The sequence below is a fragment of the Nostoc sp. LPT genome (genome assembly GCF_017115165.1).
Lineage (GTDB): Bacteria > Cyanobacteriota > Cyanobacteriia > Cyanobacteriales > Nostocaceae > Nostoc.
The window spans coordinates 1-19,612 of record NZ_JABXKF010000095.1; the positions used below are offsets into that span (position 1 = coordinate 1).

Consider the following 19,612-nt stretch of genomic DNA (forward strand, 5'->3'; position numbering starts at 1 on the left):
GAAGGCAATATATTTTGGTAGCTTTATCTGTAGCCAGCTTTTAGAGAATTGGTATAAGACATTATCTTGCTCGCTTACATCGTAAGACTTTTTGTTATTCAAAATCAGAGGAAATGCTTAGGCATTCAATTCGATTAGTAATATATTATCTTAAGTACGGTTCGGTGGCGCTGCGGGCGCTATGCGCCCGCAAGCTTGAAGCGATCGCAGCTACAATTGTTTCCTTCCCGTTAATGTATAAAACTGCATTGGGAGCGTTTGAACAGATTGATACTAATCTCTTGCGGGTAGCCAGAACTCTTGGCGCAACGGAAGTGACAATCTTCTGGCGCATCAGTCTACCTCTAGCACTGCCCTTGGAACATGGTTTAGCAGTGCATTATGGCTCCAAATACGATATTTTTGAGCATCCCACTACTGTGGGTGTCGCCCAATTAACCGGGTGCAAGAACTTCTCTCGTGTTGTCTTTTAATCATCAAATCAGGTGCAAGCACTTGATTGGGGTTGTAGCCTCCAAGTTATTGAACCTATCAACTCCGTCATTTACCTGTTTGACTAGGCTTCATCATCTGATGTTTCTTCAATCTCGATTTCCCAAGGTTCTCCTTTATAATCTGGTGAAAAAAGGTGAATTTTGGCTTTATTGGAAAACTGCTTCAGCTTTTTGATGAACTGGGGAATAGCATCGACGATATGCAGATAACTTTCTATGTCATAGCAGATAATGAGTAACATCAGAGGACTAGTATTTATCTTGAAATACCAGTGACAATTTGATAGTAAAACTCGCATAATTGGGCCACAGGCTTGATAAAATCGCCTGCAAGTAGCTTCTTCTAGTTGCCTGTAGAATAACTCGTTAAGTATAGGTGCTCCAGTTGGAGGCAAATCATCTGCGGGAAGGGGGGATTTATTCATAGCAAATAACTAGGGATTGGGAATTATTAGTCAAAAAAATACAATGCTCCTGCGTGTTTTAATCACGCCATCTATTTAAAGATGGCGCAATAAGCACTTTTGTAGTTGCACCCAAAGTCGGGAAATCATAGTAAATGTTCTTGTTCTTGTGTTGCAAGCCATTGCAGTTCTAACCACAAACGAGGATCTGTCTGCTTTACCTTCGACATCGGATCTCGCAGCAGATGTGTAGCATTTAGGCAGACAACCTCAACTAATCCCGCATATTCTGCTACTTCTCTGAGTATAGATATCTGGGCTTTGACAGCAGCAATCAGATTGTCAGGGCAATAAATTGTGAAGTATGGCAGAAAGTGAACACGAGGTCTTCCCCAATAAGACTCGATGAGTTTAACATGACACTGTTTTAGTAATTCATCGACTTGTGGGAAAGAATGAGCAATAACCGTTTTGAATTCTTTGACTAGCTCTTGTTCATACCAACTTGTGTTCATGGTTATAACTTTCATGCTGAAAGTAACAATTGGGAATTTTGAATTGTGATTTAGTTTTTCTACTAATCACTGATAACTCAGCATTTATCAGCCTTGGCGCAAAGATTTTTTGGGGTACTGTGTAGTACAAAAAGGTCGGCGAAGCAATTTTTTACTAATGCTGCTTCCCTTCTCCTCAAACACTATCAAGTGCAATACTTGCTCTAGCAAACGCCGTTTGTCAAAAATGCCTTGAATCAGCACCTCTAGTTCAGTTGCGCCCTTGGCAGGAAAGTCCTCGCCATCAATGGTGCGCCAGGGTAAAAACTCCTGCCAATCTGAGGTTAATGTACCGACTCGTGCCCGATTCCCATAAGTAATAACTAGGAATGTATTGTAGTCAAACAGCTTTGGTATTTGTTCAATGTAGGTTTGAATTCTCTCTTTACCTTCTTTGAAAATCGCCTGTTCATCACTTGGCTGAATCGAGACAATAACTGCCAAGGGTAAACCGTTGATAAAGACAACTACATCAGGACAGTGAGTATAATTCCCCTCAACTACAGTCAAGGGATGAATAGCTAGCCAATTATTGTTCAGTAGATTAGACGTATCAATGAGCGACACAAAGTCATGAACTATTTCTTCGTTATACAGGTATTCAACTTCCACCCCATTGGTCAATAATTTGTGAAAGCGACGGTTATTTTCCAGCAAGTGGGAACTCTCTGTACAAGTAACCTGATGGATAGCTGCGGCGATCGCCTCATCCAGTTTTGTCGGGTTAATTTTTTGCAAAGCGTTATGGAGGCGCTGACACAAAACCACATCACTATAACTACTCCGCCCTATCTGGTGCTTACCTAGAGTAATGTCTGACTCTAATAAAACTGTGTAGCCAATGACCTCGAACCAAGTGAGCGCAGATGGTGCGATGGCTTTGCCCGCCGCAGGCATCGCTTCTCTACCTTCCCTGCGGGATGCTAGGCGTTTGCGTAGCATGTCAAAGACAGAGGCTCCGCCAACACGTAGCTGGCTTTTGAGTAGGGGTAGGGGTATGCCCGCACTTCTCTGCGAGAGGCTGCGCGTAACTTGCTTCCACGTTCGCGTAGCCTCCCGTAGGGAAGTGGTACGACAAGACTCAGTGACCGCCGCAGGCATCGCAGATTGTGTGGAATCAAAACGGCGGCGAAGTTTTTTTGTAACACGACTCACTTTGGCAGTTGTTTTTTTTAGCTGTGCTGGATTCATCAACAGTAGAAGATTTTATTTGAGTCAATGCAGAAGCTCGCGCCTAGTTTGCTGAACATTGGTTGGTATATTCACCAATGGACGTATACGGCTTTTCAGTAACTATCAAAGCTGAAGTTGATCGGTGAGATTGTATCTAGTGCTACATATTACCAATATTATTGGTAATATTTCATAAATAGTTAGAGTTGGTTGTGTTTAATGCTTAACTTTTATCTCCTGCTCTAAAAACAGATTGCCAATATCAAATAAAAGTTGCATAGTACCTCGATAGCCAACCTTGGTGAACTGACCATAATCTAAGCGGTCAAAAATGGGAATCCCTTGACGATAGAGAGGAATTTTTAAGCGTTGGGCGATCGCTACTCCATGAGAGTTGGTAATTAGTAAATCAGACCCAACCGCCAATTGCTCAAAGTCTTCCAAATCGCCGATAGTGACGCTCTTAATCGGCAGTTTTTCGAGCAGAGGAAAGCGTGTTGTTGTCACTGCTGAGTGAATCTCAACTCCTAGCGATCGCAAAAAAGCAACTGTTGACCAAAGTAAATCTGGTTCTAGCGCCAAAGAAACTCGCTTGCAACCAAAGTAAAAATGATTCTCCAACATCACATGTTGTAACTGACGGCGTTGACGGCGGTATTTCTCTGGTACGCTGACACCACTGATATCCGCCAAAGCTTGCAGAAATTTATCTACTGCTACTAGTCCCGTCAGTTCACCAAATACCTCATAAGGTATATTGAATCTCTGCTCCAAAATTTGCGCCCCAGCCCGCATACTATCACCTAGTGCCAAAGTGAATACAGAACTGCCAATTGAGCGCAACTGTGCTGCATTTGTGCCATTAGCTGTAATGGCACTAGAAGAATCTTCTATATGACCATCTAATGAGCCAGAAAGGTCAGGTACAACAATAGGTACAAGTCCAAAAGAGGTAACAATCTCTTTGATTTCCTGTACATCCCCTGGTGTGAAGGCAGAACTCGCCAAAATAGTAATTTGTGTAGGACAAGCGTCTTGCTTGTCGCTTTTTTGAGGAATTTCCCTGACTATACTCTCAACTGCACCAGCAAAGCCATCCTGTAATGTACCTTTGAAATCAGGTGTCGAGACAAGTACAATTGGTAAATAATCCAGTTCTGGGTGACGGTGGCGAATCTCCTTGACAAAGCGCCCCATATCATCGCCTCTAGTTTCCACCAATCCAGTGCTACAAAGACCGATAATTTCTGGTTTGGATGTGTGCACCAAAGTCAAGATTGCTTGTTCAACTCTTTCCTCGCCACCCAAAATGGTTGCAACTTCAGTCATTGCTGTACTGGAAAGGGGAATCGTCTGACGGAAATGTTGTACTAATACTGCCTTAGTCAAAGCAGTACAGCCTTGAGAACCGTGTAATAAAGGCATCATTCCCTTCAACCCCAAAAAGGCTAAAACTGCACCCACAGTTTGGCTTTGCTTCAGGGGATTAACTGCAACAGATGTACTCGTAACGCTAATAATTGCCATCAAATGTTCTCCTCTAGAGAAGATGAGGGGGATGAGGGGGATATTACTGTTACTCCCCCATCTCCCCGATCTCCCCCATCTCCCCCTGCTCCCTCATCTCCCCCATCCTCTGACCACGGGGCTAGCTGGTATACTTGCTCCCATACAGGGTTGTAAAAGGCGGCATACAGTTCTCGTGCTACTTCTAAAATTCCTATATACCCTGCATAAGGATGGTTGCGTTCTTGATTAATATCTAGAAATGGAATTCTAGCTGTGAGAGAGGTATCTTGATAGCGTTTATCAGCAATTAACATCTCAGCTTGATTAGAGTTAATTATTTGTAAAATTTCTTCAGGAGTATTTTGTTCTAGAATTATGCTATCTTGCTCCAACAAACTTTTGACTCTAATTTTATCCTCCTCAGTATTATTCTTAGTAAGAATAGCAATAACTTCCATCCCCAATTTCTTAGCAGCAAAGATAATCAACCAACTCTTGAAACTTCCAATAGAAAGGATAATGCGCTTACCTTGTAATCGGGTAATATACAGAGCGAGTTTTTCATCTATTGCAGCAGTTTCTTCTACAATTAACTTTTCTGTACGTTCCTGCAAATCAGAATTACCTAACTTTGACGCAATATTCCTTAAACATTGATTGATTGACTCTATACCATAGATAGACTCTTCAATATAGGGAATGCCATATTTTTTTTCCATCCCTTTTGCCACGTTGATGAGTGCTTTGGAGGAGAGTATGACGTTAAGTTGGGCACGATGAGCATAGCAAACTTCTTTGTAGATAGCATCGCCTGTGATTTTTGCCAAAACTCTGATACCTAATTTCTCCAATAACGGTAGAACATTCCATATTGCACCTGCGATGTTATGTTCACCAATTAGGTTGATGTTGTATTGTGTACTAGTCTCTGGTTCAGCTGTTCCAATAACGTGTTCTAGTATCGCTTCACCAGCGACACGGTTGCCCAAATTTTGGTTCCCAATGAATCCAGGACAATGTACAGGAATAGTAGGTATTCCTGTTTTCTCGGTGGCATCTTTGCAAACTCCCTCAATGTCATCCCCAATCAGGGCGGTGATGCAAGTGGAGTAAACAAATACCGCCGCCGGTTTGTAGCGTCTTGCTAATTCTAAAATGCCTTTGTACAGCTTTTTGGCTCCACCGAAAATGATATCGTTTTCATTGATGTCGCTGGTAAAACGTATTTTGTACAGCATCGAACCAGAGGAGAGACTGCTGTAACTTCCCAAAATACTGGCAGCACAGCCACTTGGCCCGTGAACTACATGAGCAGCATCGGTGATTGGTACTAGGGTAATCATTGCACTATCAAAAGCGCAACTCCCTTGAGTAGTTCCAGGTTGGGGTAATTGTGTAGAGGACTTTTTTTTATGCAGTTTCTGCTGCTGAGGAGCATCTTCAGAATTGGAGTTACTGAGCGAATCGTTAATTTGTCCTGGGGTGGGATTCATCTGTTTGGTGACAATAAGTAGAAGTTACTAGGTGTTAAGAGAATTTCCAAAAAATTTTATAGGTTTTCATTTATTAATCGTGTATCTAAAGGATGGAATAAAAGGGAATGAAAAAGGGAATTTTCCATCCCCTAAAACATAAACACCAACTAGGTTAGAGAAGGAGAAAACAAAAACACCAACTAGACTATTAAAGTATTAATGTTGCTGTGTAGACCTTGAGAAATTAGTGTTAGCACGGTGAAGCTGAAACAAACAAAAGTTAAGATTGGCTATTCGATTACCTCCATTTTAAAAGATTTTTCAGGAGTGATGAGTGGTTGAGTCCTGAGTAAGAAGTAATGAATAAGTAGTATTAATGAATCTTCCCACTCTTAGCCGAGGTATTCGCTACTCAAAACTAATTTGATGCTTAGTCGGTCTAATTTTACTTTTTACTCAGCACTCAGCACTGTTTCGGTGAGAGGGTGGGCAAAAATAGCCCACCTAATATTGACTCTGTATTTAGCACCTGAGTCTAAATAAGAACTTTACTTTCTTTTTCTAGCTACCGGAAACTATTTCTACATTTCCTTTTTTCAGTGCTTCTAGTGCTTCGCCTTGGGCATCTTCTAGCTTCTTCTCACCATCTGCTTGAGCGTTGGCGGCACCTATCAGTTTTGCAGCATTTTCTTCGCTTTCGAGAATACCAAATTCAATCAACAAATCTTCTAGCTCGTCCATCTCAATAGGTGTGGGAACGGCAAGATTTGTATTGTTGATAATCTTGTCCGCTAATATCCGGTATTGATTAGCTTGATTGCTATCGGGTGCGTACTCGTTAACAGTCATCCGGCGCAATTCTGCGTGTTGCACGATGTTGTCGCGGGGAACAAAGTGAATCATCTGAGTACTCAATCTGGCCGCCAATGTGCTAATCAGTTCGTCTTCTCTGTCAGTATTACGACTATTACAAATTAGACCTCCCAAGCGCACGCCACCAGTGTGAGCGTACTTGAGAACACCGCGAGAGATGTTATTAGCAGCAAACATCGCCATCATTTCACCAGAGGTAACGATGTAGATTTCTTGGGCTTTACCTTCACGGATTGGCATAGCAAAACCACCGCACACAACGTCGCCCAACACGTCGTAAGATACGAAATCTACATCTGAGTAAGCACCGTTTTCTTCAAGAAAGTTGATGGCGGTAATGATACCGCGACCGGCGCAACCTACACCAGGTTCAGGACCACCAGATTCCACACATTTGATATCTCGGAAACCATTGATAACTACTTCTTCAAGTTCGATATCTTCCACAGCACCTCGTTCAGCAGCGAGGTGCAACACGGTGGTTTGAGCTTTACAGTGCAAAATCAAACGAGTGGAGTCAGCTTTGGGGTCACATCCGACAATCAAAATGCGTTTACCCACTTCTGCCATAGCGGCAAGGGTGTTTTGGGAAGTGGTAGATTTACCAATACCGCCTTTACCGTAAAAAGCAATCTGTCTAATTTTTTCGTCGGACATGATGATTAATCCTGTGATTGTTTGTTTGGTGGGTCTTTTGGTTTATGAGGTGATGGCACAAAGTGCCTACGGAGGTACTCGCGCTGTAAAATTACAGCAGTGACCTGATGTAGAACGTCGTTGGAGGCGATCGTTCTACAGCAAAAAGAGTCCGAAGAAAGAACATATTCAAGTTTTGGTCAATTTTCATTGGCTATTAGTCATTATTTTTTCTGACTAATGCTAGAGCGATAAGACATCACTCAAGGAATATTGCAAGTATTACCAGACACTCAAATGATTTCTCTAGCGGTAGTAATACCAATTGGAAAAAAGAAAGCGACAAATAGACCATTTGTAGAGACGCAATTCATTGCATCTTTATCCAAGTATGTGTTGCAGTCATGAATTGAATTGGTATAATACCAATTGGAAAAAAGAAAGCTATAGATTCCAAACTGGAAACTCAAATTCACTCCGAATTACGAATTCAGCATTATCAGTTGTTGTAATCTCGTGAAGGTTGCTCATACCTAAAGAGTGGTTGCAGCAGGATTTAAATTTACGCCAAATTTTCCTTTAACCACACAACCAACCATTACAATCCACCCTAAACAGTCGCTACAACTTCCCCGATTTTGCTGATATCGTAACCGCCGAGAATTTCAAATTGGGAGTGAACCATCCGATGTCCCAAAGTACTGAGTAACTGCTGTACAGGTGCTTCTTCCAGATATTTCTTGAGAATCACCAAATCATATCGTGCCTGATTTAAAGGGATAAATCCCAGCCCAAAAGCGGTAGCTACAGATCCCGTGCTCATACCAGCATCGGCAACTCCTCTGACTACAGCTTGGGCAACATCTTGGTGACTTTTGAGTATATTATCAAAGCCCTGAACAGCATCGAACGGTATCTGCTCTTTTTGGAGTGTTTGTTCCAAAAGCATTCGACTACCGGAACCTGTTTCGCGGTTGACAATAGTCGCTCCCCCAGCCACTAAGTCAGTAACTGTTCTAATTCCCATTGGGTTCCCTGACTTCAATAAAAGTCCCTCCTCCCAGACACCAAGGGTAATCAGAACTGCTTCCCTGCCAGCCAGAACATCTCGAACAAAGGGAGTATTGTACTCACCAGTCTCAGGATCGTACAGATGCATCCCAGCAATGTGCGCCTCACCTCTGCATAGACTGTGCAATGCAGCCATGCTATTGGCGAAGTTATATTGGACTCGTAGTTGGGGATGCCAGCGTTCGGTGGCTCTTGCCCATAGTGAAATCACAGGGGCACAACCAGCAATCACAACAGTATTGTGAAGTGTGTCGAGATTATCGTCTAAAAGACGGACTCGAATTTTATTTGTACCTGTGCAAGTCTCAGCATTACCATCAGCCGGAATCATATCTTGGCGAAAAGCATCCTTACCAATCAAGGGATAAGCTATCCATTGTCCTCCCACACGAGCCATGCTAACTCGCAGTTGCTGACCATTAAGAACAGGTTTGGCAAGAACAGCTTCAATTTCAGGTAAATCCCGCTCTAACCAGAACAGATCCTCAACTTGACAGCCAAGCGCTTTGGCCAAACGAAGTGTTATGGCTACTGAGGGAGCATATAATCCCGACTCTACACCACTAATAGTCTGACGAGTCACATTAGCGATGTTAGCCAAATCTTGTTGGCTCATGCCTAAGCGAGTTCTAATCGACTTCAAGTTATTACGGAGGTCACTATCCTGCTTCATTGGCTTTGTCTCTTGGTTTCAAAAAGCCGTAGCGGATTTAAACATTGCATCTGCCAAGGCGAAAGTCTTGTCTTTGAGTTTATATCATTTCTCTTTGAAGACTTTTTGTGCTTTCGCTGTCTTGATTCCCCATACAAAAAGACTATCACAGAAATTGCAAATTTGCTTGCAAAGCGCAAATTATTTTTGCGGATGGTTACTTTTTACTGTTATAATTCTTGTGAGAAGGTTTGGGGAACTCGCACACCGACTGTTTTAGATGCCTTTGCAGTGCAATTCAACCACAAAAACTCCGGTCGTGGGATGTCTTAGCAAAATCCCTCACTGATGCTGGTTTCGAGATTACCGCATCTTGGACAGTCAGCACCGAAAACTTCCAAAACTTACACCAAGCGCAGAAAAACGCAGTATCTAGCACCGTGCTTTTAGTATGCTGCAAACGCGATCGCAATATCAAGGCAGAACTATAGACTCACTTGATAATCTGGATAACGGCTACTGTATCTACTAGATACCAATATTTGCATTGCACTGCTGAACGAAAATCCCGAAGCTGTTACTAAATTTAATCGTTTTTTCAGCCAATGCTATCTCTCTATCATTGTAGTTTCAGAACTATATAAAGGCGTTTATTGTTCTCAACAGGTAGCCAAGAATATAGAGATATTAGCACATCTGGAAACAGCTAGACCAAATGGCGATTTATAAGTTGTCCAGTTGGCTAATGTTGAAAGTTCGCAGTTTTATGAACAAATATCCTCAAGCTATTTTTCTCATAAAACTCAGAATAAACATGACAACCATCGGTAAGATTTCTTGGGGTGACGACTTAACCAGGATTAAGGGTCTTGTCCACTTTTGGCGATCGCCAAAAGTGGATGCTCTCAGTTGAGCGATCGCTAATTGGTATAGTTGCAGAGGGGAAGTCAATTCCGTCATTTTAGCAGTTAATTTTTTTCGTTCTTTATTTCTGCTAAAATCTTGTCAAGTCTATCGTTTGCGTCCTTAGCAAGTTGAATGCAACGTACACTTGAAACCAAACCTCCAGCAGCAGCAACAGTTCCTTCTGGAATTTTATTTGACAAAATTAGCCCAGCGCCTACAAAGCCAATAAAGAAAGATACTGTGGTGGCAATCAAGGACAGGTTAAAACTGTAACGTGCTTGGCGCAAGCGTTCTTGGGTAATGGATAGTTCGATTGTGGAATGATCTCTAGGAGTTGGTTCGTTATTCATGAATTGTGCAGAGGATTTAAATTTCATACTTCTGATCCATTTGGTTTCATCAACCGCACCCTCAATATTCAGCATCTGCCAATAGATAACTTGGCTATGACCTTAAAATCTTAAGATTCAATACTTCTGCTTCTAGTTCATAGTAATGCCAATCAAACTAAGATAGTTTTGGCCTCCTAGTGTATTGCAATACATTTCAGTCAAAGTTAAGTATATTGTAGGTTGGATATGAGCGGAGTGCAAAACATTAAGCTTCGCATAGGTGAAATTTTATTGCTCAATTCAACCTACATGGATATTGATTTTTAGCCTTAACTGAACGGTATTGAATCATTAGCCATCTATGAGATGCCGAGCAATTTATTTTTTTAGTAAAGACTCAAAAATTATGGCAGTGGCAAACAAACATATTAGAAGAATAGTCAATTTTGCCAACAAGTCTGCAATCACAGGTAACAGCATTTGAGTCACACCCCCTAATCCCACAATACTATAAATAACAAAGGTAATCGCCAAGCCAAATACAAACAGTAGCAGGTATTTTAAAAATCTTGAAGCTAACCGAAATAAGAAGTTGTTTTTGTTTTCTTGTTGAGTTTTCATACTTTTGCTCTCCAAAAATTTGCTAACTTTTTCTATCAATCAACCCTTACAATATAAGGCAGGAAAAGTTTATCTAACTTTTCCTGCCTTGTAAAAATCACATTTATCATGGCTAGGGGTTGCACATTTTCGACTGTATTTTCTTCGTCTTGCTATTGGTTAGTCGTCACAACTATACCTAAGCTTTACTTATTTTTGAGAAGAATATCTAATTATTCAGTTTTTTGCTGATACTTATTTAATTGTGTTAGGATTTGGGATTCACTTGTAGCGTAATCCGATTTATTCTCCTCCATCAACCAATTCTGTAAATCCTCGTTATTGATGACATATCGATAGTGGGTAGAACCCATGATAGTCACCACAATTTGACCACGCTTAATTCGTTCGCTTTTAACTTCTATGTGACCGAATCCAGTCTCATGCCAACAAGTAAGAAGAATTACCAGCAGCCGAGTCACAATTCTGTCAACTTCATTCGCTTCGCTAGTTTCTCTGGGCATAGTTACGTAACCTTATGCTACACCAGTGCTAGACTCTCAGTTAAAAATAACAAATGTGTCAACCGTTCAATTGCTAAAAAGAAAGGTGTCACCTTTGTGAACAAGAATCTACCAGGGGATTTGCTTACATGATTGAGTGGGCAGTTTTTAATTGTGTTTTTCTAGCAACTAAGTGTCGCAATATGTGACACCAATCTCATGTATAGAACTATCTCATACCGATCCGATTACTGTCAAGCAGTTAAGTGAGAAATTTTATTTGTATGGCTGTAGTCAAATACGCGAGCAGAGTGTAGATTGCTCAAAGCCTTTTGGTTCAAGGCTCCTTAGCAATCAGCACGTTACTATATTCCACATTCCCAATCAATTGAGTATCTCAAAAAATCAAGATTTCCGTACAAGTGACAAGTGTCACAAAAGCTTTTAGATTGTAAGCTATTCTTAGTCACTAAATCGGATGTTAGGTGGAAAGCCACCAAACGATATGAATCAACAACAGTTGAATGAAACCTTTGATAAACTAACGCCACGTCGCCAAGAGGTGTTGCGTTTAGTTTTGGCTGGGGAGTTAGACGAAGCGATCGCTCAAGTTCTGCTTATTCAGCCAGCGACAGTCAGAAAGTACCTAGAAAGACTATATAGAGCATTTGATGTCACTAAAAAATCCGAATTAGTCACATTATTTGCTAAATACAAACCAGAACTCATCAACGGAACCTCTCATCAGATACTTCCTGTGGCTGAGAAAAGCTCCTCCAACACTAAACAAGATTTAGGAGAAGCACCGCATACTGTCACTTTTTACGGACGTACCGAGGAATTAGCTACTCTCCGACAATGGATCGTCAACGAACGGTGTCGGATTGTGGGGTTGCTGGGAATGGGTGGACTGGGAAAAACCGCTTTATCCGTGAAATTAGCGGCAGAATTAAAGTCAGATTTTGATTATATTATCTGGCGTAGTCTCCGGGAGGCTCCCAAGTTAGAGACAATACTGAATGGGATCATTAAATTTTTGTCGAATCAAGAAGAAATTAATACTACAGGTAATATTCATGAAAAAATCACACGTCTGCTGGAACACTTGAGGTCTTCCCGTTGTTTATTAATTTTAGATAATTTTGAATCAATCCTGGCGGATGGCTCCTATGGAGAACAATACCGTGATGAATATCAAGACTATAGTATTTTAATTCAGCGTATCGGCGAATTACATCACCAAAGTTGTTTAGTATTTACAAGTCGGATAAAACCGAAAAAAATTGCGATGCAAGAAGGTGAAAATTTGCTAATTGATTATTTACCACTCCCAGGTTTGAAAGATTTAGAAGTAATGAAAATCTTGGAGGCTAAAAAACTTACTGGTACAGACCAGGAAATACAAAAACTAGTAAGATTATACAGTGGTAATCCTTTAGCCTTAAAAATAGTCTCTACTTTTATTCAAGATTTATTTAGCGGAAATGTTTCGGAATTTTTATCTCAAGAAATTACTTTGACACCGTTTGTAGGGATAGAAAGTTTATTAGAGCAGCAATTTACCCACCTAACAGAATTAGAACAAGAAATTATGTACTGGTTGGCAATTAATCGAGAGCCAGTATCTCCTATAGAGTTATTTGAGGATATTACCGAAAAACCAATATATTTTGATGTGATTAATGCCTTAGAAAACCTGAAACGATGCTCATTAATTGAAGCCGCTGATGGTAAATTTACCCTGCAAAATGTCGTATTAGAATATATGACTGGTATTCTGATTCGGCAGGTAAGTAAAGAGCTAAATTCTGGACAGACGCAATTTATTAATAGATTTGCTTTAGCTAAAGCTACTGCCCAAGACTATGTAAGAAATAGCCAGATACAATTAATTATTAAACCAATTGCTAAAAATGTTAATGAGTTAGACGCAAAACTAGTTAAATTCCTGGAGGAGCAAAAGCAAAAAATTAGAGATTTACCCAAAGGATATCTTGTGGGTAATATTTTAGATTTATTACGCTATCATAATTACAATTTATCTGGGCTTGATTTATCCAATTTCACGGTATGGCAGGCATATTTAAGAGGTGCAGATTTACGTGATGTGAAATTTGTTAATGCAGACTTAAACAAAACACGGTTTACAGAGTCTTTTGGGATTGTTTTGGCAGTGGCATATAACTCGAAAAAATCGATGATTGCCTTGGGTGATACTAAAAGTGAAGTTCGCCTCAGAGATGCTAAAGGTCACCAACTTTTAACTTTAGAAGGGCATACAAATTGGATTAGATCAGTGGCTTTTAGTCCTGATGGAGAAATCTTAGTAAGTGGTAGTGACGATAAAACTGTCAGATTATGGAATACCACAACTGGTCAATTTTTGAGATCGTTACAAGGACATAAAGAAAGAGTCTGGTCAGTAGCATTTAGCCCAGATGGAAAAACAGTAGCTAGTAGTAGCGAAGATAAAACAGTTAGACTATGGAATGTTCATACTGCTGAATGCTGGAAAATTCTCGAAAAACATACTCATTGGGTACGTGAAGTTGCTTTTAGTCCAGATGGCAAAATTTTAGCTAGTGGAAGTAGTGACAGGACAGTAATTTTGTGGGATGCACATACGGGAAATTACATAAGAACTCTGGAAGGACAACATACAGCGCGGGTACGTACAGTTGCCTTTAGCTCTGATGGTAGGATTTTAGCCAGTGGTAGTGATGACCATACCATTAGGCTCTGGGATATTCATAGCGGCAAGTATCTCCAAACTTTACTAGGACATAGGCAAAGAGTGCGATCGCTAGCATTTAGCCCAGAACCAAATTCTCGCATTTTGGCTAGTGCCAGTGAAGACCATAAGGTAATTTTGTGGGATATTGATGCTAACAAACGCTACCGGACTTTATCAGAACATACAGAAAAAGTTTGGTCTGTTACCTTTACTGATCCTGAAGGTAAAACTTTAATCAGTAGTAGCGATGACAAAACTGTGAAATTTTGGGATACTCATACAGGTGAATGTCTCAAAACTCTTCAAGGTTACACAGATTGGGCTTGGTCTCTAGTTTTTCATCCCAGTGGTAATATCTTAATTAGTGGCAATGACGATAAAACTATTAAACTCTGGAACTTAGATACAGGTGAAAGTAAATCTTTGGCAGGGCATAGCAATAGAATACGCGCAGTTGCCTTGAGTCCTGACAGTAGTATGGTTGCCAGTGGTAGTGACGACCAAACTATCAAATTATGGGATACTCAAACTGGTCAACATCGCAAAACTTTAGTAGACCATTTTGATCGCATTTTGACTGTAGCTTTTAGTCCAGATGGTCGTTATTTAGCCAGTGGTGGCGATGACAAAATATTAAGAATATGGAATATTCATTCAGGTGAATATCGCCAAACTCAAGAGAATCATAAAAACTGGCTCTGGTCTGTAACTTTTAGTCCAGATAGCAGTATCTTAGCTAGTGGTAGCGAAGACTGCACAATCAAATTGTGGGATGTAGATACAGGTAAATGCTTTAAAACTCTCTTTGGTCACGATGGATGGGTACGGTCTGTGCGTTTTAGTCCAGATGGTAATACCCTTGTGAGTGGTAGCGAAGACCACACGATTAAGCTCTGGGATGTAACTACAGGTGAGTGTATCCAAACCTTGAAAGGAAAAACTGGTTGGGTGCGGACTGTAGCTTTTAGCCCTAAAGGTCGTTTTGTGGCAAGTGCAGGGGGAAACCCAATCATTGAAATTTGGGATATCAAAACCGCTAAACTCTATCGAACTTTGAGCGGACATCAAGAAAGAATTTGGTCTGTAGTCTTTAGTGCTGATGGTCAAACTCTTGCTAGTAGTAGTGAAGATGGCACGATTATGCTTTGGCATATAGAAACAGGAGAGCTAAAAAAAACACTTAGGTCTCCCAGACTCTGTGAAGGGATGGATATCACAGGTGTAGTGAATCTCACAGAAGCTCAAATTAAAACTTTAAAAACCTTAGGAGCAAAGAAAGACGATGAGTAGAATGTCTCAAAAAGCGTTGATTGGCATTACAACCTATGGTCGGCAAGATGCATTACCGTTTTCTTTGCCAAGTGTTTATATAGATGCAGTCCGCACCGCAGGTGGTATTCCTATATTATTACCACCCGGTGAAACTGACCCGGCAATATTATTAGAGCCTTTGGATGGTTTAATCATATCCGGTGGTGGAGACATTAACCCTGTGTGGTATGAAGGTTTAGATCACCCCAGTATTTATTCTGTAGATAGCGATCGCGATGCTTTTGAATTGCAATTAGCCAAATATGCTATGCAACATCATTTACCTGTGTTAGGTATCTGCCGAGGTTTACAAATTCTCATCGTTGCTTCTGGCGGTACTCTCATTCCCCACGTCCCAGAGGTTTATGGTAATTCAGTATTACATCGGATAGATCCTGAACCTGGAAAGCGTTTACCCACAGAACATTTAGTCAAAATAAATGGAGAAAGCCGTCTAGCTAAGTTTGTTCAGAATACTCATATATCGGTAGTTTCTTGGCATCATCAAGCAGTACACAAAGTCCCAGATGGTTGGCGTGTTGTAGCCCATGCCCCAGAAGATGGGGTAATTGAAGCAGTGGAACATGAACATCACCCTTGGGCAATTGGTGTGCAATGGCATCCAGAGCTTTCAGTTAACGATCCCCATCATAAAAGAATTTTTCAAGCTTTTGTTCAAGCCACATATATTGAACAAAATTTATTAACAGCGTAAAAGGCATTGAAGATTGGGAACAGGGGATTGGGTGAAAATTTCCCTCATCTCCCTCATCCCCCAAGTGAAAATTACAGTAAGATGCACGGATGAGGATGAATGTCTTGCAATAAATTATCTAATCCAGACCAAAATTGATCTAACGCCATAGCCATCATGTTTGCACCCTCAATTGTGGGAGTCAATAATTGTGGTAACTTATTGAGAATAATACTGGTTAATTCTATTGCTTCTTGGGCGTGTCTTTCTTCAACACCTTGGTCAAAACATTCAGTAAAGTATGGCTCTTGTTTAATAAATGGAAAACAATGAGCCAGCGCATTCATTAATGCTTGCATCCAATCATGAGCAAACATTTCAACCACACAGAAAGGGCCTAGAGACTGCGGATAAATATTCTGCACTAAAGATACAAAATTTGCAGTAGTAGGGTCTAGGTATTTTTGTAATTCATCTAAACTGCCAAACTCTTCATCTGGGATAGTCAATTTTGCTCCCAAATTAGCAAAAGCTTGACTTAATTGATAATGGTGAATACCACCATTTTGCCAACTATCATCGTCACTAATAATTCTGAGCTTCCGCTCTCTGAGCGCAGGACTATTTAAGTGCGGTATAAAGTATACCATGACACGAGTTGCATGGCAGGCTGCTTGGTATCTGAGGTAAATTTCTCCTAATAAATCGGGAGAACGAAGTTGTTCAGGTGGCAACAGAGCTAGACGAGAGAAAAAAGGATGTTTGGATGGCAGATGTGTTTGGTAAAGCTCATCTAAAACATCTTGAAATATTTGTTCAACATTTGGAGTTTGCATAAGTAGTAAGGCGTAAATAATTAAAGGTTTGTACTAATGACTAAGAATTAGTTCATCTTTAAAGTAATTAAGGGAAAAATCTCTTCTCGTCTTTCGGTATAAATTCCTATTAGGATTGTTCAACTCAATATTCTGACTGCTAACATGGTGTCCATTATGTGATAATTCATGTTTTTTGTGAAGTGATCGTTCCCTCTCTAAAATCATCGCTTCTAACTCACGCACCAATCGGTAGTTTCGGACTATCAGGAGCAAAAGTGCCTAAATTTTTGCCATCAATCTGTAATATCGGTGTACCGTTGTAAGATAAAACTCTGGATGAGATTCGGGCAACTCAAAAACTCCTACTTCCAGAGTAACGCTGTGCTTTTTCCATTGCTTACTAGCAAAGTTTTCATTGGCGAAGTGATTGTATTTGATACCCAACACTTTAATTTCATCAAGTTTACTGGCAGGGCTGACCATTAATTGGTCGCCGTCAAAATCGGCTTGGTGGTATTCTTCGGCATCCTTGGGGTGAATCCAAACTACATTGCGAGTTTTTTTCAATTCTGGGTCAGATAAATTTCCCGCTTAAATTGATTGAGCCACTTCCCTTGGGATAATACTTCATCTGCTGCTATTGAGTCAGCAGAACTTTTAGCTGTAAAATTTATCTAGAGTTGATGAGAGTAGATGATAAGCTGGCAATGACCAATCAAATTCTGCAACAACAAATTGCCTACTATCGTGCTAGAGCCAACGAATACGATCAGTGGTTTTATCGCCTTGGTCGTTACGATCGCGGTGAGGAACTAAACCAGCGTTGGTTTAAAGAAGTTGATATTGTCAAACAGGGTTTACAACAAATTGTCCAAGCTGAGGAAATCTTAGAATTAGCCTGTGGAACCGGAATTTGGACACAAGAGCTTTTAAAAATTGGACATAAAATTACTGCAATTGATGCCTCCGAAGAAGTAATTGAAATTAATCGCAACAAATTAAATTCACAAAAAGTAGAATATCACCAAATTGATTTATTTTCCTGGGAACCGCACGCTGAATATGATTTAGTATTTTTCTCTTTCTGGTTATCTCATGTGCCGCCAGAATTACTGAAATCGTTTTTGCTAAAAGTTTATAAATCTGTGCGTGTCGGTGGACAAGTATTTATTGTTGACTCGCGCTTTGAACCGACATCTACAGCTAATAACCATATTCTGAATGATGATGGCAGTATCTACAAAAGCCGGAAGTTAAATGATGGGCAAGAATTTCAAATAGTGAAAGTTTTTTATCAGCAAGATGAACTGCAAAAGTATCTGATACAAGTTGGTTTTAAAGCCGATGTAAAAGTGACAGACCATTATTTTATCTATGCTAATAATACGAAGTTTTAGAATTAATTTGTAATGCTGGACACTCATCTAATGGTTGCTTGAGTGACGATGGTTAAGAATCAAATTTTAATCATTTTTATTTTTTCTAACGACTATAGCTCTATTTTAAACGCGGCTTGTAGATGCTGGTTTATCATTGTTTGTTATTAGACAGATATAATCCTCAGTATTATCTCGTACTTTTTTCAGAAATCAAATATGATTCCTATATCCCAAAATGAGCATTACCCAGAATATGCTCATCTCAAACCTGATGAAAGCATAATAATTAAGGAAAATACTATCAAATCTACATCAGGTTCTTATTATCCAAGTGGATATGAAAATTTAGATTAATTTCTCAATAGCGATTCTGGGGCAATTGATCGACTAGGTGATGAAAGTTCAACTACTCGTGGTTGGCGTCCACCTGAACCAGATGAATCTTGGTAAAACTTCCCTTAAGAGGCACGCATTAATAAGTTCCTTTTTTGAATAACTGAAAGCCTTGATTATCAGTTTTTTTGATAAAGTAGGTAAGTTATTTCGGTACGAATTATGAAGCTCGATTTTCCAAATTTTTTATGCTGATAACATTTTTGAATAAGCTGTTTGCACAGGTAAATAAACTGTGAAGATACTGCCTTTCCCAACACTCGATGAAACATATTAAGACCGAACGTCAACACTTAGTACAGCATTTCATTAATTCATAGCGAATTAAAGAAAGGCAATATCCTACAATGCCAATGCGTCGGCTTGCATTGTGAATGTGTCGGCTTGCATTATTAATGCGACGGCCGCTTTGTTAATACGTTCCCCTGCATTAACAACGCTACGCTTTTACGCAAAACTGTATTTAGTTAAAGTTACCCTACAAATGGTTGTAGGAAACTTTTTTGAGCTTGTTATGAGTGAATTTGAATAGCTTGTGACGTTTGAGTACTAGAGGTGCGCCCAGAGTGCCGATGATCAGTAAGCTAAAAATAGAAGTGGGTTAAGGGACAGTAATTTGGGTTGCAGAAAAACTAATGGGTAACTCATTATCTTCTAATCCTAACTTTTCAAAACCTGGTCTAGTTGGCGCAGAAAAAACCTCTAAATAACCTGGTGTCGGCAAAAAACTAGCGAAAAATGGACTAGAATAATTTCCTCCCGAAGTGGAATACGCAAAACCCTTACCCGTTAACTGCTGAGTATTAAGGCTAATTAAATTATCAATATCAAAAGGTTCGTTTCCTGGCATTGGAGTCCCGGCGGGTTGCAGACCAGTAATTATTTCACCATTTCGTGTACCAGTAATTCCAGTAATCAAGTAAAAACCCAAATCGTTAGGGGTGTCATTAGTCTTAAAAGTACCGTTTGCCGCTACGCTAGTACCAGAATAATTCCAACTCCAACTTAAAGCAGAAGCGGCTGGCATTGTCCCGAAAACTAATCCAGATATGGTGACGAGGGCTATGGCAGATAAAGCTAGATTTGTCATGGAAGTCGTTA

General features: G+C 40.2%; 18 protein-coding genes and 3 pseudogenes. 7 read left to right on the forward strand and 14 right to left on the reverse strand.

Annotation, left to right across the window (positions count from 1 at the left end):
- Positions 1-53: 53 nt before the first annotated feature.
- Positions 54-173, forward strand: a pseudogene (locus HWQ58_RS18905) (IS1 family transposase); the annotation flags it as partial.
- Positions 174-200: 27 nt separating this feature from the next.
- A pseudogene (locus HWQ58_RS18910) lies at positions 201-350 on the forward strand (ABC transporter permease subunit); the annotation flags it as partial.
- Positions 351-556: 206 nt separating this feature from the next.
- Here HWQ58_RS18910 and HWQ58_RS18915 read toward each other — a convergent pair.
- The 7 genes from HWQ58_RS18915 to HWQ58_RS18945 all read right to left on the reverse strand — a co-directional run bounded on the left by HWQ58_RS18915 (position 557) and on the right by HWQ58_RS18945 (position 8,862).
- On the reverse strand, positions 557-919 hold the full coding sequence (locus tag HWQ58_RS18915) for a hypothetical protein (RefSeq protein WP_292865807.1): 363 nt from the start codon (positions 917-919) through the stop codon (positions 557-559).
- 125 nt (positions 920-1,044) lie between these two features.
- Positions 1,045-1,413 (reverse strand): hypothetical protein, encoded by a 369-nt coding sequence (locus HWQ58_RS18920; protein WP_292865810.1) that lies wholly within the window; start codon positions 1,411-1,413, stop codon positions 1,045-1,047.
- 87 nt (positions 1,414-1,500) lie between these two features.
- The gene (locus HWQ58_RS18925) at positions 1,501-2,607 is read right to left on the reverse strand and encodes a type I restriction endonuclease (protein ID WP_292865813.1); all 1,107 of its coding nucleotides are present in this window, start codon (positions 2,605-2,607) and stop codon (positions 1,501-1,503) included.
- A 234-nt stretch (positions 2,608-2,841) separates the two neighbouring features.
- A complete protein-coding gene (nifN, locus tag HWQ58_RS18930) occupies positions 2,842-4,152 on the reverse strand; it encodes a nitrogenase iron-molybdenum cofactor biosynthesis protein NifN (protein WP_292865816.1) in 1,311 nt (436 codons plus the stop codon).
- Entirely contained in the window at positions 4,152-5,627 is a 1,476-nt protein-coding gene (gene nifE, locus HWQ58_RS18935) for a nitrogenase iron-molybdenum cofactor biosynthesis protein NifE (protein WP_292865819.1), read from the reverse strand. The genes nifN and nifE overlap by 1 nt, the downstream gene beginning before the upstream one ends.
- Before the next feature lie 543 nt (positions 5,628-6,170).
- On the reverse strand, positions 6,171-7,139 hold the full coding sequence (gene nifH, locus HWQ58_RS18940; protein WP_292865822.1) for a nitrogenase iron protein: 969 nt from the start codon (positions 7,137-7,139) through the stop codon (positions 6,171-6,173).
- Between the two features lie 589 nt (positions 7,140-7,728).
- Positions 7,729-8,862, reverse strand: coding sequence for a substrate-binding domain-containing protein (locus tag HWQ58_RS18945; RefSeq protein ID WP_292865825.1), 1,134 nt, complete (start codon positions 8,860-8,862; stop codon positions 7,729-7,731).
- A 230-nt stretch (positions 8,863-9,092) separates the two neighbouring features.
- Here HWQ58_RS18945 and HWQ58_RS18950 point away from each other — a divergent pair, with 230 nt between their 5' ends.
- Both HWQ58_RS18950 and HWQ58_RS18955 read left to right on the forward strand, forming a co-directional pair.
- A complete protein-coding gene (locus HWQ58_RS18950) occupies positions 9,093-9,332 on the forward strand; it encodes a hypothetical protein (protein WP_292865828.1) in 240 nt (79 codons plus the stop codon).
- Positions 9,333-9,360: 28 nt separating this feature from the next.
- A pseudogene (locus HWQ58_RS18955) lies at positions 9,361-9,531 on the forward strand (type II toxin-antitoxin system VapC family toxin); the annotation flags it as partial.
- A 90-nt stretch (positions 9,532-9,621) separates the two neighbouring features.
- Here the strand turns inward: HWQ58_RS18955 and HWQ58_RS18960 are convergent.
- The 4 genes from HWQ58_RS18960 to HWQ58_RS18975 all read right to left on the reverse strand — a co-directional run bounded on the left by HWQ58_RS18960 (position 9,622) and on the right by HWQ58_RS18975 (position 11,203).
- Entirely contained in the window at positions 9,622-9,801 is a 180-nt protein-coding gene (locus HWQ58_RS18960) for a hypothetical protein (protein ID WP_292865831.1), read from the reverse strand.
- Between the two features lie 8 nt (positions 9,802-9,809).
- Positions 9,810-10,124, reverse strand: coding sequence for a hypothetical protein (locus HWQ58_RS18965; RefSeq protein ID WP_292865834.1), 315 nt, complete (start codon positions 10,122-10,124; stop codon positions 9,810-9,812).
- Between the two features lie 333 nt (positions 10,125-10,457).
- Complete coding sequence (locus HWQ58_RS18970; RefSeq protein ID WP_292865837.1) at positions 10,458-10,700, reverse strand: hypothetical protein; 243 nt, start codon at positions 10,698-10,700, stop codon at positions 10,458-10,460.
- A 212-nt stretch (positions 10,701-10,912) separates the two neighbouring features.
- A complete protein-coding gene (locus HWQ58_RS18975; RefSeq protein WP_292865840.1) occupies positions 10,913-11,203 on the reverse strand; it encodes a hypothetical protein in 291 nt (96 codons plus the stop codon).
- Positions 11,204-11,687: 484 nt separating this feature from the next.
- On the opposite strand from HWQ58_RS18975, the gene HWQ58_RS18980 reads away from it, so the two are divergent.
- The gene (locus tag HWQ58_RS18980) at positions 11,688-15,206 is read left to right on the forward strand and encodes an NB-ARC domain-containing protein (RefSeq protein WP_292865843.1); all 3,519 of its coding nucleotides are present in this window, start codon (positions 11,688-11,690) and stop codon (positions 15,204-15,206) included.
- Positions 15,199-15,942 (forward strand): gamma-glutamyl-gamma-aminobutyrate hydrolase family protein, encoded by a 744-nt coding sequence (locus HWQ58_RS18985; protein ID WP_292865846.1) that lies wholly within the window; start codon positions 15,199-15,201, stop codon positions 15,940-15,942. Before HWQ58_RS18980 ends, HWQ58_RS18985 begins: the two co-directional genes overlap by 8 nt.
- Before the next feature lie 71 nt (positions 15,943-16,013).
- Here HWQ58_RS18985 and HWQ58_RS18990 read toward each other — a convergent pair whose 3' ends face one another.
- Both HWQ58_RS18990 and HWQ58_RS18995 read right to left on the reverse strand, forming a co-directional pair.
- A complete protein-coding gene (locus HWQ58_RS18990) occupies positions 16,014-16,757 on the reverse strand; it encodes a hypothetical protein (RefSeq protein ID WP_292865849.1) in 744 nt (247 codons plus the stop codon).
- Between the two features lie 261 nt (positions 16,758-17,018).
- Positions 17,019-17,306: a hypothetical protein gene (locus tag HWQ58_RS18995; protein ID WP_292865852.1), complete on the reverse strand. Its 288-nt coding sequence runs from the start codon at positions 17,304-17,306 to the stop codon at positions 17,019-17,021.
- Between the two features lie 140 nt (positions 17,307-17,446).
- Here HWQ58_RS18995 and HWQ58_RS19000 point away from each other — a divergent pair, with 140 nt between their 5' ends.
- Entirely contained in the window at positions 17,447-18,136 is a 690-nt protein-coding gene (locus tag HWQ58_RS19000) for a class I SAM-dependent methyltransferase (protein WP_292865854.1), read from the forward strand.
- A gap of 976 nt (positions 18,137-19,112) precedes the next feature.
- On the opposite strand, the gene HWQ58_RS19005 is transcribed toward HWQ58_RS19000, so the two are convergent.
- Positions 19,113-19,601: a PEP-CTERM sorting domain-containing protein gene (locus HWQ58_RS19005; RefSeq protein WP_292865857.1), complete on the reverse strand. Its 489-nt coding sequence runs from the start codon at positions 19,599-19,601 to the stop codon at positions 19,113-19,115.
- Positions 19,602-19,612: the final 11 nt, after the last annotated feature.